This is a genomic window from Pseudoroseomonas sp. WGS1072, from assembly GCF_049340465.1.
Taxonomy (GTDB): Bacteria; Pseudomonadota; Alphaproteobacteria; order Acetobacterales; family Acetobacteraceae; genus Pseudoroseomonas.
In genome coordinates this window covers 2724050-2736986 of sequence record NZ_JBMPSU010000001.1, presented here as the reverse complement: position 1 = coordinate 2736986, position 12937 = coordinate 2724050, and the positions used below count along the sequence as shown (strand labels likewise).

The window sequence follows — 12937 nt, the reverse complement described above, 5'->3', positions numbered from 1 at the left end:
TCACCGATGCGGCGGAGCTCGAAGGCGCGTCCGTATCACCCCGCGACGACGCGCAGCGCCGCGCAGACCGTCTCCACCTGCCGGTCGGTCAACTCGGGGTGGATCGGCAGGCTGAGCACCTCGCGGCTGGCCAGCTCGGTCTCGGCGCAGCCCGAGGGGCCGACCGGCGTGCGGCCGAGATAGGCCTCCTGCAGATGCACCGGCACCGGGTAGTGGATGCCCGTGCCGATGCCCAGCGCCCGCAGCCGCGCCGCCAGCTCGTCCCGCTGCGGACTGCGGATGACGTACTGATGATAGACATGCTCGACATTGGCCCGGCGGACCGGCGCGGCGATGGCGGAGCCGGCCAGGGCGGCGTCATAGGCCGCGGCGATCTCCCGGCGGCGCGCATTGCCCGCGGCCAGCAGCGGCAGGCGGACGCGCAGCACGGCGGCCTGGATCTCGTCCAGCCGGCTGTTCACGCCGATGGCGTCCGAGATGTAGCGCCGCTTCCAGCCGTATTGCCGGATGGCGGCGATGTTCTCCGCCAGCACCTCGTCCCGCGTCGCCAGGATGCCGGCATCGCCGAGCGCGGCCAGGTTCTTGGTGGGATAGAGGCTGAAGGCGGCGGCGTCGCCCAGCGTGCCGACCATCCGCCCGTCGATCCGCGCGCCATGCGCCTGGGCGCAGTCCTCGATGACGACGACGCCGTGCGCCCGGCAGGCCGCCATGATCGGCGTCATGTCGCAGGGATGGCCGTAGAGGTGCACCGGGATCACGGCGCGGATCGGCGGCAGGCCCGGCGGCGGGTCCTCCAGCACGGCGGCCAGTTCCTCGGGGTCCATGCCGTAGGTGTCGGGGTCGATGTCGATCAGCAGCGGCGTCGCCCCGGTCATCTCGATGGCGGCGACCGTGGCGACGGCGGTGTGCGACACGGTGACCACGCTCATCCCCGGCCCGATGCCGAGGCCGCGCAGGATCAGCATCAGCGCGTCGGTGCCGTTGGCGCAGCCGACGGCGCGCGGCAGGTCCAGCCATTCGGCGAACTCCCGCTCGAAGGCCGCGCCTTCCGAGCCCAGGATGTACCAGCCGGACTGCAGCACGCGGCCGACGGCGGCATCGATCGCCGGCTGCTGGGCGCGGTAGGCGGCGCCCGGGTCTGCCTGGGGAACGGTGATCACGGGCACGTCCATCGGCCCATCTCCTCGGCGCGGCCGCTCGGCCGGCAGTGACAGTTGGTTAAAGGTAGTCGGCGAGGCGCGGCCGCAGCCAGTCCAGGCTGCGGCGGAGCCCTTCCGGCAGCCCGACCGCCGGCGCCCAGCCGGTGGCCTTGCGGAAGGCGGTGTCGTCGGCATGGAAGCTGCCGATGTCGATGGGCGCGCGGTCGGCGGGGAATTCCTTCACCACGTACCGGCCCTGCCCGTCATGGGCAGCGATCGCGGCCTCCGCCAGATCCCGCAGGGAGACCGGGGCGGCACCGCCGATGTTGAAGGCCCCGCCGTGGCAGGCGGGGGTCACGGCCGCCGCCAGGAAGGCGGCCACCACGTCGTCCAGATAGGCGAGGTCGCGCAGCTGCGCCCCGCCCCAGACCTCGAAGGGCTCGCCCTCCAGCAGGCGGCGGAACCAGATGCCGAGAAAAGTCTGGCGGGCATCCTTCACGCGCAGGCGTGGACCGTAGCAATTGGTCAGCCGCAGCGAGACCACCGGGCGGCCCGTCACCCGGCCCTCCATCAGCCAGTACTGCTCGCCCGCCAGCTTGGAGACGCCGTTGGCATCGGGCGGGTTCAGCGGATGCCTCTCATCCACCGGCAGGTAGAGCGGACGGCCATAGAACTGGCGGGTCGAGGCATGCACCACGACGGCGCCGGGGGAGCCCTGACGCAGCGCCGCGATCAGCCGGAGCTGCGCCGTGGCATTGATCGCGAGATCCGCGAACGGGTCCGCCATGCTGCCGGCGTGGCTGGTCTGGGCGGCGAGGTTGAAGACCGCGTCGAGGCCGCGCGTCAGCGGCGCCAGATCGGCCTCGCGCAGATCGGCCTCGACCAGCTCGACCCCCGCCCCTGCCAGGTTGGCGCGGTTCGCGCCGCCCTCGGGCAGCATGGCGTCCAGCGCGGTGACGCAGGCGCCGCGCGCCGCCAGGGCGTGGCAGAGCCCGCTGCCGAGGAAGCCGGCCCCGCCCGTCACCAGAACGCGGCGACCCGCCCAGCCTTCCGCCGCCATCAGCGGGATGCCGGCGTCGCTCACCGGAGGAACCCGGAGGCCTGGGGATGCGATGCGCTGGTCATGCGGCGGCCACTCTCTCGGCGTAGGACAGCAGCCTGTCCGGCGATTGCGGCGGAAGCGCGGCCGGGCTTTGACCCCGGCATGGCGACCGCCGCCCGGAAGAATGCCGCGAAGCCTTGCCGGATTGAAGCGTTTTCCTCACGCTTTCGAGAGCATTCTCCGCCTGCTCCCCGCGGCCGCGCCGGCCGGCGTCAGCGCGGCGCCAGGGCGATGCCGGTGATCTCCACCTTCCAGCGCGGATCGACCAGCTTCCCCTCGATGGTCATGCGCGCGGGCTTGTGGGCGGGATCGAGCCAGCGGTCCCAGGCGCGGTTCATGGCCGGCGCGTCGGCGATGTCGGTCAGCACGATCTGCACCTGCAGCAGCGCGCGCTTGTCGGTGCCTGCCTCGGCCAGCAGGGCGTCGATCTGCGCCAGGATGTCGGCGGTCTGGCCCTCGGCATCCAGGCTGGCGTCATCCGCCACCTGGCCGGCCAGGAAGACCAGGCCATTGGCAACAGTGGCACCGCAGAGGCGTTGCTCCTCGGCCAGGCGGCGGACAAGGGTGGTTCCGGTCATGGATTCTCCTCATGGGTCGGGAGGAGGGAGAGTGGCATGGCGACAGGGCGCGGGCGAGATGGGCGGGGCCCGGACGGGCGTTCCGGAGGCGGGCTTAGCCGCGACCTCATCGCGCGCGCCTTCCAGGGCGCCATGCAGCGCCGGCGCATCGCCCCTCTTCCGCCGCCCGCTGGGCTGAACGACCTGCTCGACCGCGTCGAGGCCGCCTGCGCCCATGCCGAGACCGTCTCCTGCCAAGCCATCCTGGACCAGATCGGGCAACGCTCCTTTGGCGCGCTGCTGTTGCTGCCCTCGGTCGTGGTGGTGTCGCCCCTCTCCGGCATCATCGGCCTGCCGACGGCGATGGCGCTGATGATCCTGCTGCTCGCCGGGCAGATGGTGCTGGGGCGGCGGGAGGCCTGGGTGCCGCGACGCCTGTGCCGCCACAGCCTCGGCTGCCACCGCCTGCATCGGGCGATGCGCCTGCTGCGGCGGCCGGCCCGCTTCGTCGACCGCCTGTTCCGTCCCCGCCTGACCGGCGTGACGCAGGGGCTGGGCACGCGGGCCATCGCCGCCACCTGCATGGTGCTGGCCCTCTGCATCCCCCCGCTGGAGATGCTGCCCTTCTCCACCACCATCGTGGCGGCGGTGATCGCCGTCTTTGCCCTGGCCCTGGTGGCCAATGACGGGGCCATGGCGATCCTGGGCTATGTGCTGACCCTGGGACTGATCGGCAGCGCGGCCGGCCTGCTGGGCGCGGCGCCGGAGCTGCTGCGGAGCGTGGCCTGAGGCCGAGGCGGCGCACCCACGGTTGAACACGATCCGGTGCGATCGGCCGATTCTGGTTCCTGGGACGACGGGACAGCGATAGTCTCGTTACATGAGATTATCTCACTGACAGGAGCCCGCGCCGTGTCCCGCCCCGTTGCCCTCGCCATCGCCGTCCTGCTGAGCCTCGCCGCTCCCGCCGCGGCTCAGGTCCATGACATCGCCCGCGCGGGCGGCTGGGACGCCTTCCAGGGCCGGAGCAACGTGGGCACCGCGCTCTGCGGGCTCAGCACGGCCGGATCCGCCGGGCGCTTCTTCGCCATCAAGCATTTCTCCGGCAACGACCATTTCAGCATCCAGGTCAAGAAGGAGAGCTGGCGCATCCCGGAGGGCACCGCCATTCCCGTCGCCCTGACGATCGACGGCCTTCCCGTCTGGACGGCGACCGCGCACGGCGAAGGCCGGTGGATCAACTTCAACCTCTCGGGCACGGAGAAGATCGTGGACTTCCTGCGGCAGTTCCGCGGGGGCCTCGCCATGTCCCTCACCTTTCCGGCGGGCTCGGAGCCGGACTGGAGCTTCAACCTGCGCGGAACCTCCGCCGTGACCGAGGCCGTCATCGCCTGCATGGAGCGGCACAGCCTGCGGGGCGGCGCGCCGACCCAGCCTTTCGGCAGTTCGGCCCCGGCGCCCTCGCCGCGCTCCGCCCCGACCCAGCCCTTCGGCGACGGCGGCATCCCGGTCGGCGGCCGCCCCGCGCGCCGGACCTGACGGAACCGGCCGCTCAGCCGGTAAGGTGCGGGCGCCGCAGCAGGCGGGGCAGCAGCCCATCCACCGGCCCGGCCAGGACCGACAGCACCCAGCCCGCCCCCGCCACGAGCACGATGGCCGGGCCGCTCGGCAGGTCGAGGTGGTAGGAGAAGAGCAGCCCCGCCCAGGCCGAGACCAGGGCAATGCCGACGGCCGCATAGGTCATGCCGCCGACGCTCCGCCCCCAGTGCCGCGCCGCCACGGCGGGCAGCATCATCAGCCCCACCGCCATCAGCGTCCCGAGCGCCTGGAAGGCGGCCAGCACGTTCAGCACCACCAGCGCCAGGAAGAGCATGTGCCAGGCGCCGCCCCGCGCCCCGGCGGCGGCGGCGAAGCCGGGGTCGAAGCATTCCAGCACCAGCGGCCGCCACGCGAAGGCCAGGACCAGCAGCGTCAGGCTCGCCACGCCCGCCATCATGAGCAGCGCCGGATCGTCCACGCCCAGCACGCTGCCGAACAGCAGGTGCGACAGCTCCACCGAGCCGGCGCGGGTCGAGATCAGCGTCACGCCCAGCGCCAGGGCGACGAGATAGAGCGCCGCCAGCGCCGCATCCTCCCGCCCCCCCGTGGCGCGCGAGAGCGCCCCGGCGCCGATGCCGACCGCCAGACCGGCGACGAGGCCACCGATCGACATGGCGGTGACGGACAGGCCGGCGACGAGGAAGCCTGCGGCGATGCCGGGCAGGATGCCGTGCGCCAGCACGTCGGCGGTCAGGCTCATCCGCCGCAGCACCAGGAACACGCCGAGCGGCGGCGCGGCGAGGGAGAGCGCCAGGCAGCCGATCAGCGCCCGGCGCAGGAAACCGAATTCGGCGAAGGGCGCCCAGGCGTAGTCGTGCAGCAGCGCCAGCATGGCGTCAGGCGGCGCTGCGGATGCAGGCCTCGGCCTCCTGGTCCCAGCCCTCGGCCATCATGCGCGCCTTCAGCCGGTTGGCGGCGGTCAGCACCTCGGCCGTCGGCCCCCAGGCGATGGGCTCGCGCGCCAGCAGCAGGGTCTCGGGGAACTGCTCGCGCACCATCTCGAGGTCGTGCAGCACGGCCAGGATGGTGCGGCCCTCGCCATGCCAGCGGCGCACCAGGGCCAGCAGATCGGCGGCGGTGCGGGCATCGACGGCATTGAACGGCTCGTCCAGCAGGATCACGGGCGCGTCCTGCACCAGCAGTCGGGCGAAGAGCACGCGCTGGAACTGGCCGGCGGACAGGCTGCCGACGGGCCGCGCCTCGAAGCCCTCCAGCCCGACGGCGGCGAGCGCCCGACGCGCCGCGGCGCGCTCCTGCGGCCGCAGCCCGCGGAAGGCGCCGGCCCGGCCCCAATGACCCAGCTCCACCACCTCCCGGCAGGAGATCGGGAAGGCGCGGTCCAGCGCCGCCGCCTGCGGCAGCAGGGCGATGTCCTGCCGGCGGCAGCGCACCCGCCCCTCCTGCGCCGTGTGCAGACCGGCGATGGCGCGCAGCAGGGTGGACTTGCCGGCGCCGTTGGGGCCGACGATGGCGGTCAGGCTGCCCGGCGCGAAGCGGCCGCTGATATGGTGCACGGCCGGCCGGCGGCCATGCGTCAGGGTCAGGTCGGCCAACTCGATGCCGTGGTCCAGAACCGGGTTCATGCCGCCGGGGTTCATGCCGAAGACGTTCATACCGACAGGGCCCAGGCCACGCCGCCCCAAAGCAGCGCCAGCAGCGGCACGGCCAGCGCCAGCCGCGCGGCGGCGCCGGCGGCAAGGTCGAGGGGATCGGGCAGGGAGAAGCCGGCGCGGGTCATCACATGGTATGAAATAACATCCCCGCCGGCCGAGGCAAGGCGCCTTTCTCGCCCGCCCGGCTCCCGGCCGGGGGGAAGGCGCACTACCTTTGGCCCGATGCACGGCATGGCCCCCCCTCCCGAACGACCGCTTCCGCCCGATCCGGAGGCCGAGCTCCGCCGCAACCTCCGGCGCTATCGCCGCTTCGCCGGCGGGCTGCTGCTGCTCATGGCGGCGCTGATGCTCGGCGCCTACCGCCTGCCGCCCGGGTACTGGACGGAGCTGCTGCAGGCCTCTGCCAAGGCCGGGCTGGTCGGCGGGCTGGCCGACTGGTTCGCGGTCACGGCGCTGTTCCGCCGCCCGCTCGGCCTGCCCATCCCGCACACCGCGATCATCCCGCGGCAGAAGGAGCGCCTCGGGCGCGGCCTCGGCCGCTTCGTCGCCAACCATGTCTTCACCGAGGCGGAGATGCAGCGCGTGCTCGGGCGGCTCGATCTCGCCGCGCTGCTGCGGCGGATGCTGGCCGACCCGGCGACCAGCCGCACCGCCGCCGAGGCCCTGGCCGCCAGCCTGCCCCGCCTGCTGGACGCGGTGGAGGATGGCCGCGCCCGGCGCGTGCTGCTGCGCCTGCTGCCGCGCATGGTCTCCGGCCCGGCGGCGGCACGGATGCTGGCGCGGCTGCTGCGCGCGATGATGGCCAGCGGCCAGCACCAGGCGGTCTTCGGCCTGGCGCTCAGCCAGATCAAGGCGCTGCTCGCGGCCAAGGAGGAGGATCTGCGCGCCGCCATCCAGGCCCGCGTGCGCGCCGAGGGCGGCGCGGTGGTGGGCTGGCTGGCCGGCGGCACCGTGGCGCGCCGTATCCTCACCGGCATCAACCAGGAGCTGGAGAAGGTGGCGCCGGACGACAGCGCCCTCCGCCATGCCTTCGAGGCCTGGCTGGAGAGCGAGATCGAGCGCCTGGAGAACGACCCCGAGCGGGCCACCGCCATCGGCCGGGCGCTGCGGCAGGCCCTGGCGCACCCGACCGTCGCCGCCTGGCTGCTCGATGTCTGGTCGCGGCTGAAGGCGGCGCTGGCGGCGGACGCGGCCGATCCCTCCGGGCGCAGCGTCAGCCTCCTGACCGGCACCTTCGCCAATCTCGGCACGCTGCTGGCCGAGGATGAGGGCGCCCGCGCCCGGCTCAACCACCTCGCCCAGGCCACGCTGCGCGGCAGCCTGGTTTCCGCCCAGGCGCAGCTCGCCGACTTCATCGCCGGCGTGGTGGCGCGCTGGGACACGGCCACGGTGGTGGAGAAGATCGAGCTGCGGGTCGGGCGCGACCTGCAGTTCGTGCGCATCAACGGCACGCTGGTGGGCTTCCTGGCCGGCGGCGCGCTCTTCGCCCTGCTGCAGGCCGTGTTCGGGCACGTGGCGCACTGATGGCCTGACCGCCGGCGAAATTCACCCCGTCCCGACCGCGAGGTTGCCTGATGCCGCCCGGACAGGCTAAAGCGCGCGCCGCCCGGACGGTGGCGCCATGCCGCCTGCCGCCCTTTTCGTTCCTTCACGTCTCCATCGAGCAGGTGCCCCGCCCATGAAGCAGCAGGCCAATCAGATGCGCCCCGGTCAGGTCATCGAGTATGAGGGCCGCCGCTGGACCGTGCTGAAGATCCAGATCATCACCCCGGGCAAGGGCGGCGCCTTCATCCAGGTTGAGATGCGCGACATCAAGACCGGCACCAAGAAGGATGACCGCTGGCGCACGGCCGACACCGTCGAGCGCCTGACCACCGAGGACAAGGAGTTCACCTACTCCTATGCCGATGGCGACAACCTGGTGCTGATGGATCCCGAGACCTTCGAGCAGACCATCGTCCCGGCCGCCATCCTGGGCGACCGCCTGCCCTTCCTCGAGGAGAACATGACGGTCTCCGTCAAGCTCATCGAGGGCGACCCGGTGGCCATGGACCTGCCGCAGCAGGTGACGCTGGAGGTGGCCGAGGCCGACCCGGTGGTGAAGGGGCAGACCGCCTCCTCCTCCTACAAGCCCGCCCTTCTCTCCAACGGCGTCAAGACCATGGTGCCGCCCTTCATCACCGCCGGCGAGCGGATCGTGGTGAAGACCGAGGACGGCTCCTACGTCGAGCGCGCCAAGGGCTGAGGCCCTTCGCGGCGGCCCTTCCGCTCCCCCCGGGGCCGCCGACCGACCCACCGTCCCCTTACCGCCGGAGTATCCGCGCCGTGGCCCCTTCCGCCCGCCTCTCCCCCGCCCTGAACGTCGTCGTCGCCGCCGCCCAGAAGGCCGGCCGCCGCCTGCTGCGCGATTTCGGCGAGGTGGAGCAGCTGCAGGTCAGCATGAAGGGTCCGGGCGACTTCGTCTCCCAGGCCGATATGCGCGCCGAGGAGACGCTGCGCGCCGAGCTGGGCCGCGCCCGGCCCGGCTTCGCCTTCCTGGGCGAGGAGCAGGGCGAGAGCGGCGACAAGGACTGGGAATGGCGCTGGGTGGTCGATCCGCTCGACGGCACCACCAACTTCCTGCACGGCATCCCGCACTGGTCGGTCTCGATCGGCATCGAGAGGCGCACCGGCGAGACCACCAGCGAGGTCGTCGCCGGGGTGATCTACAACCCCGCCGCGGACGAGCTGTTCTGGGCCGAGAAGGGCAGCGGCGCCTTCCTGAACGACCGCCGCCTGCGCGTCTCCGGCCGGCGCGACATGCTCTCCGCCGTCTTCGCCACCGGCATCCCCTTCGCCAAGGTGCAGCGTAAGGCGGAGTTCAGCGCCACCCTCGCCCGGCTGATGCCGCATGTGGCGGGCATCCGCCGCATGGGCTCGGCCTCGCTCGACCTCGCCTGGACCGCGGCCGGGCGCTACGAGGGCTACTGGGAGCTCGGCATGGCCAAGTGGGACGTCGCCGCCGGGCTGGTCATCCTGAAGGAGGCCGGGGGCATCGCGACCGATCCGGAGGGCGGCGACTGCTACGCCAGCGGCCATATCGTCGCCGGCAACCCCTTCCTGCAGCCGAAGCTGCGCGAGGTGGTGCAGGACGGCATCGCCGTGGTGGGCCGCGCCCGCGCCGAAGGCCGCGGCGAGGCCTGATCCGCCGGCGCGGGCGGGCGGTGCTGTTGCCGCCGCCGCCGCCGCAACCTAGGGTGCGCGCATCATGGCCCCGCCCCCGTCGATCCCCGCGCGCCGCCGCGCCCGCCCGCCGCTGACGCGCAGCCCGGCCCCGGCGGGGCGGGCCGCCCTGCTGGGCCTCGCCCTGCTGCTCCCGCCGGCCGCCTCCTGCCGCGCCGCCGCCGGCGAGGAGGCCGCCACGCTGCCGCCACCGCCCGCCGCCGCCGCGCCCGCGCCGCCCGATCTGAGCCGCGCGCCGCGCCCGGGCGTTCCGCTGCCGCGCCCGGACATCGCCCTCCCCCGCGGCATCGCGCCGGCGCCCGAGGGGGGCTGGCTGGTCACCGGCCCGGCCGCGCGCGGCGCGCCGGATGCCGCCGCCGCGGCCGCCCTCGCCGAGATCGGCCGCTGGCTCGCGACCGCGACCGCCGGCCGCGTGACGCTGCTGGCGCAGGTCGCCGGGCCGGTGCAGGATGTCTCGGTGGCACGTCGCGATTCCCTGGCGCATGGCCTGGCCATCCGCGCCGCCCTCGAGCGCGGCGGGCTGGACGGCACGCGCATCGACACCCGCCCCCTGGGACGCACCTCCGAGGCCCGCGACGCCATCCTGCTGATACCGCCCACTCTCCGCGCCGCGCCGGAGAGCCCGGCCCTCCAGCCGAGCACGACCCGCCCATGACACGCCCGACCCACTACCTGCTGCGGATGCTGGCCTTCCTGGCCGCCGTCGCCCTGCTCTGCGTCGTGCTCTCGGGCAATCTGCTGACCGCCTTCGCGGCGAATCCGGTGCTGAACACGGTCATCCTCGGCGTCCTGCTGCTCGGCATCGCCTGGAACATCCGCCAGGTGCTCGGGCTGAAGCCGGAGGTGGAGTGGCTGGAAGGCTTCCGCGGCAACCGCACCGGTGCCACGCCGCGCACCGCGCCACGGCTGCTGGCGCCGATGGCCTCGATGTTCTCGGCCCGCCGCGGCGAGCGCCTCTCGCTCTCCGCCCCGGCGATGCGCGGCGTGCTCGACGGCATCGCCTCCCGCCTCGACGAGAGCCGCGAGCTGTCGCGCTACATGACCGGGCTGTCGATCTTCCTCGGCCTGCTCGGCACCTTCTGGGGCCTGATCCTGACCATCGGCTCGGTGGCCGAGGTGATCAACTCCATGTCGGTCGGCTCCGGCGACCTGAACCAGCTGTTCAACCAGCTCAAGTCCGGCCTGGCGCAGCCGCTGTCGGGCATGGGCATCGCCTTCTCCTCCTCCATGCTCGGCCTCGCCGGCGCCCTGGTGCTGGGCTTCCTCGACCTGACCGCCGGGCAGGCGCAGAACCGCTTCTACTACGAGCTGGAGGAATGGCTCGCCGGCGTCACCCGCCTCTCCTCCGGCGTGCTGGGCGGGGATGGCGAGATGGGCGGCTCGGTGCCCGCCTATGTCCAGGCGCTGCTGGAGCAGACCGCCGAGAACCTCGAGAACCTGCAGCGCATCATGGCGCGCGGCGAGGAAGGCCGCGCCGCCTCGGCCCAGGCCCTGCACACCCTGACCGAACGGCTTTCGGTGATGACCGAGCAGATGCGCGCCAGCCAGGTGCTGATGCAGCGCATGGCGGAGGCGCAGTCCGGCCTGGCCCCGGCGATCGCCCGCCTCGCCGAGGGCAGCGCGGAGGATGACGCCGCCCGCATCCACCTGCGCAACATCGAGCTCTACCTCGCCCGCCTGACCGAGGATGTCGCCCAGGGCCGCGCCCAGGCGACCGCCGAGATCCGCAGCGAGATCAAGGTCCTCTCCCGCACCATCGCCGCCCTGGCCGAGGACGGGCCGCGATGAGGCAGGCGCCGGCCGGAGGGGGCTGAGCCATGGCGCTCGGGAGCGGCCGGCGCGGCCAGCGCGAGGGCGTCAATGCCTGGCCCGGCTATGTGGACGCCCTGTCCACGCTGCTGATGGTCATCATCTTCGTCCTGCTGGTCTTCGTCCTGGCCCAGGGCTTCCTCTCCGTCACCCTCTCCTCGCGCGACCAGGCGCTCGACCGGTTGAACCGGCAGGTCGCCGAGCTGGCCGACATGCTGTCGCTGGAGCGGAGCCAGGGGGAGGAGCTGCGCGGCAATCTCGCCCGCATGGGCGACGAGCTGCGCGCCGCCGCCGCCGCGCGCGACGCCGCCCTGGAGCAGGTCGGCAGCCTGCGCGCCGAGCGCGACCGACAGGGCAGCGAGCGCGCCGCGCTGGAAGCCGCGCGGGACGGCCTGGCGGCGCGGCTGGCCGATCTCGAACTCGCCGCCGGCGGCGCCGCCAGCCGCATCGCCAGCCTGGAGGAGCGTCTCGGCGCCGCCCAGTCGCGCGCCGAGACGCTGGGCGGCGACACCGCCCAGACGGTGCGCGACCTGACCGAGGCGCGGCGCGCCCTGGCGGCCGAGCGCGAGGCCCTGGCCGCCGCGCGGCAGCAGCTCGCCCAGGCGCAGGGTCGCGCCGGCCAGGCCGAGGCGGCGCGCGAGGCCACCGTCGCCGAGCTCGCCGCCGCGCGCCGCGATGTGGAGGCCCTGCGCGCCGAGGCCGCGCGGCTCAACCAGACCGTCACCGCCGACCGCGCCACCATCGAGGCACGGCTGGCCGACATCGCCCGCCTGACCCAGCAGGTGCAGCAGCTCACCGCGCTGCGCGACGAGCTGGAGCGCCGCGCCGAGCAGGCCCTGGCCCGTGCCGGCAGCGAGGGCGAGGCGCGCGCGGCGGCCGAGGCGCAGAGCGGCGAGCATGCCCGGCTGGCCGAGAGCGCGCGGGCCCAGGTGGCGCTACTGACGCGGCAGGTCACCGAGCTGCGCGACGAGATCGCCCGCGTCTCGGCCCTGCTGAGCCGCGAGGAGCAGGAAGGGCGCGACAAGGACGCGCAGATCACCCAGCTCGGCCAGCGGCTGAACGCCGCGCTGGCGGCGCGGGTCGAGGAGTTGCAGCGCTATCGCAGCGACTTCTTCGGCCGGCTGCGCGCGGTGCTGGGCGACCGGCCGGATGTCCGCATCGTCGGCGACCGCTTCGTCTTCCAGAGCGAGGTGCTCTTCCCGGTCGGCAGCGCCGAACTCTCCGCCACCGGCCGGCAGCAGCTGCAATCCCTGGCCAGGGAGCTGCTGGAGGTGAGCCGCCGCTTCCCGCCGGACCTGCCCTGGGTGCTGCGCGTCGACGGCCACGCCGATCGCAGCCCGATCCGCGGCAGCACGCGCTACGCCTCGAACTGGGAGCTCTCCTCCGCCCGCGCCATCGCCGTGGCGCAGCTGCTGATCGCGGAGGGCCTGCCGGCCGAGCATGTGGCGGCCACCGCCTTCGCCGAGCACCAGCCCCTCGACCCCGGCGACTCGCCCGAGGCCCTGGCCCGCAATCGCCGCATCGAGTTGCGGCTCACCGACCGCTGAGGCCGGCGCGTGGGACGATGCGGCGCCGAGACGAGGCGGGACCGGGGATTTTCCGACTTGCCGAGTTTGCTGTCAGGCACAGCGGATTCCGCCATCGGGGCGACGCCCCGCCGGTCGCCTCGCCGGCTTGTCCGTGACTTATCCCCAGGCTGATCCACCGGATCTGGGGATGAATGCGGGACCGCCCTGAGGGAACGCGACGGAGGCGGGGAATGGAGGGATCGCGCGGATATGCGAGAGGGGGGACTCGAACCCCCATGACCGAAGTCGGACGATTTTGAGTCGTCTGCGTCTACCGTTCCGCCACTCTCGCGGGCGCCGCGACGGCATAGCGCATGCCGGCCAGCGC

General features: G+C 73.6%; 14 protein-coding genes and 1 tRNA gene. 8 read left to right on the top strand and 7 right to left on the bottom strand.

What is annotated here, in order from left to right; translation table 11 throughout:
- Positions 1-35: 35 nt before the first annotated feature.
- The 3 genes from ACF3NH_RS12910 to ACF3NH_RS12900 all read right to left on the bottom strand — a co-directional run bounded on the left by ACF3NH_RS12910 (position 36) and on the right by ACF3NH_RS12900 (position 2819).
- Positions 36-1172, bottom strand: coding sequence for a DegT/DnrJ/EryC1/StrS family aminotransferase (locus ACF3NH_RS12910; RefSeq protein ID WP_422923318.1), 1137 nt, complete (start codon positions 1170-1172; stop codon positions 36-38).
- Between the two features lie 46 nt (positions 1173-1218).
- Positions 1219-2223, bottom strand: a complete 1005-nt coding sequence (locus ACF3NH_RS12905) for an NAD-dependent epimerase/dehydratase family protein (RefSeq protein WP_422923316.1) — start codon at positions 2221-2223, stop codon at positions 1219-1221.
- 230 nt (positions 2224-2453) lie between these two features.
- Positions 2454-2819 (bottom strand): RidA family protein, encoded by a 366-nt coding sequence (locus tag ACF3NH_RS12900; protein WP_422923314.1) that lies wholly within the window; start codon positions 2817-2819, stop codon positions 2454-2456.
- A 36-nt stretch (positions 2820-2855) separates the two neighbouring features.
- Here ACF3NH_RS12900 and ACF3NH_RS12895 point away from each other — a divergent pair, with 36 nt between their 5' ends.
- Both ACF3NH_RS12895 and ACF3NH_RS12890 read left to right on the top strand, forming a co-directional pair.
- Positions 2856-3587 carry an exopolysaccharide biosynthesis protein gene (locus ACF3NH_RS12895; RefSeq protein WP_422923312.1) on the top strand — a complete coding sequence of 244 codons (732 nt, stop codon included), beginning with the start codon at positions 2856-2858 and terminating at the stop codon, positions 3585-3587.
- Between the two features lie 123 nt (positions 3588-3710).
- On the top strand, positions 3711-4337 hold the full coding sequence (locus ACF3NH_RS12890; protein WP_422923310.1) for a hypothetical protein: 627 nt from the start codon (positions 3711-3713) through the stop codon (positions 4335-4337).
- 13 nt (positions 4338-4350) lie between these two features.
- On the opposite strand, the gene ACF3NH_RS12885 is transcribed toward ACF3NH_RS12890, so the two are convergent.
- Genes ACF3NH_RS12885 through ACF3NH_RS12875 form a run of 3 tightly spaced genes read right to left on the bottom strand, consistent with a single transcriptional unit; the run spans position 4351 to position 6135 of the window.
- Positions 4351-5229 carry a metal ABC transporter permease gene (locus ACF3NH_RS12885; protein WP_422923308.1) on the bottom strand — a complete coding sequence of 293 codons (879 nt, stop codon included), beginning with the start codon at positions 5227-5229 and terminating at the stop codon, positions 4351-4353.
- 4 nt (positions 5230-5233) lie between these two features.
- Positions 5234-5980, bottom strand: a complete 747-nt coding sequence (locus ACF3NH_RS12880; protein ID WP_232477272.1) for a metal ABC transporter ATP-binding protein — start codon at positions 5978-5980, stop codon at positions 5234-5236.
- Positions 5981-6006: 26 nt separating this feature from the next.
- Positions 6007-6135: a hypothetical protein gene (locus ACF3NH_RS12875; RefSeq protein ID WP_422923305.1), complete on the bottom strand. Its 129-nt coding sequence runs from the start codon at positions 6133-6135 to the stop codon at positions 6007-6009.
- 106 nt (positions 6136-6241) lie between these two features.
- On the opposite strand from ACF3NH_RS12875, the gene ACF3NH_RS12870 reads away from it, so the two are divergent.
- From ACF3NH_RS12870 to ACF3NH_RS12845, 6 genes are all read left to right on the top strand, one after another.
- Positions 6242-7534, top strand: coding sequence for a DUF445 domain-containing protein (locus ACF3NH_RS12870; RefSeq protein ID WP_232477274.1), 1293 nt, complete (start codon positions 6242-6244; stop codon positions 7532-7534).
- A 154-nt stretch (positions 7535-7688) separates the two neighbouring features.
- Positions 7689-8255: an elongation factor P gene (efp, locus tag ACF3NH_RS12865; RefSeq protein ID WP_198367416.1), complete on the top strand. Its 567-nt coding sequence runs from the start codon at positions 7689-7691 to the stop codon at positions 8253-8255.
- An 80-nt stretch (positions 8256-8335) separates the two neighbouring features.
- A complete protein-coding gene (locus ACF3NH_RS12860) occupies positions 8336-9193 on the top strand; it encodes an inositol monophosphatase family protein (RefSeq protein WP_198367417.1) in 858 nt (285 codons plus the stop codon).
- 64 nt (positions 9194-9257) lie between these two features.
- Positions 9258-9887, top strand: a complete 630-nt coding sequence (locus ACF3NH_RS12855) for a hypothetical protein (RefSeq protein WP_422923302.1) — start codon at positions 9258-9260, stop codon at positions 9885-9887.
- The gene (locus ACF3NH_RS12850; protein WP_422923300.1) at positions 9884-11020 is read left to right on the top strand and encodes a flagellar motor protein MotA; all 1137 of its coding nucleotides are present in this window, start codon (positions 9884-9886) and stop codon (positions 11018-11020) included. The genes ACF3NH_RS12855 and ACF3NH_RS12850 overlap by 4 nt, the downstream gene beginning before the upstream one ends.
- A 29-nt stretch (positions 11021-11049) precedes the next feature.
- Entirely contained in the window at positions 11050-12588 is a 1539-nt protein-coding gene (locus tag ACF3NH_RS12845; protein ID WP_422923298.1) for a peptidoglycan -binding protein, read from the top strand.
- A gap of 232 nt (positions 12589-12820) precedes the next feature.
- Here ACF3NH_RS12845 and ACF3NH_RS12840 read toward each other — a convergent pair.
- Positions 12821-12901: transfer RNA gene (locus tag ACF3NH_RS12840), tRNA-Leu, on the bottom strand.
- Positions 12902-12937: the final 36 nt, after the last annotated feature.

Bases quoted from the DNA above. Each gene is read 5' to 3' on its own strand.
- ACF3NH_RS12910 (WP_422923318.1), bottom strand. From the start codon at position 1,172: ATGGACGTGCCCGTGATCACCGTTCCCCAGGCAGACCCGGGCGCCGCC.
- ACF3NH_RS12900 (WP_422923314.1), bottom strand. From the start codon at position 2,819: ATGACCGGAACCACCCTTGTCCGCCGCCTGGCCGAGGAGCAACGCCTC.
- ACF3NH_RS12895 (WP_422923312.1), top strand. From the start codon at position 2,856: ATGGCGACAGGGCGCGGGCGAGATGGGCGGGGCCCGGACGGGCGTTCC.
- ACF3NH_RS12885 (WP_422923308.1), bottom strand. From the start codon at position 5,229: ATGCTGGCGCTGCTGCACGACTACGCCTGGGCGCCCTTCGCCGAATTC.
- ACF3NH_RS12880 (WP_232477272.1), bottom strand. From the start codon at position 5,980: ATGAACCCGGTTCTGGACCACGGCATCGAGTTGGCCGACCTGACCCTG.
- ACF3NH_RS12875 (WP_422923305.1), bottom strand. From the start codon at position 6,135: ATGACCCGCGCCGGCTTCTCCCTGCCCGATCCCCTCGACCTTGCCGCC.
- ACF3NH_RS12870 (WP_232477274.1), top strand. From the start codon at position 6,242: ATGGCCCCCCCTCCCGAACGACCGCTTCCGCCCGATCCGGAGGCCGAG.
- efp (WP_198367416.1), top strand. From the start codon at position 7,689: ATGAAGCAGCAGGCCAATCAGATGCGCCCCGGTCAGGTCATCGAGTAT.
- ACF3NH_RS12855 (WP_422923302.1), top strand. From the start codon at position 9,258: ATGGCCCCGCCCCCGTCGATCCCCGCGCGCCGCCGCGCCCGCCCGCCG.
- ACF3NH_RS12850 (WP_422923300.1), top strand. From the start codon at position 9,884: ATGACACGCCCGACCCACTACCTGCTGCGGATGCTGGCCTTCCTGGCC.
- ACF3NH_RS12845 (WP_422923298.1), top strand. From the start codon at position 11,050: ATGGCGCTCGGGAGCGGCCGGCGCGGCCAGCGCGAGGGCGTCAATGCC.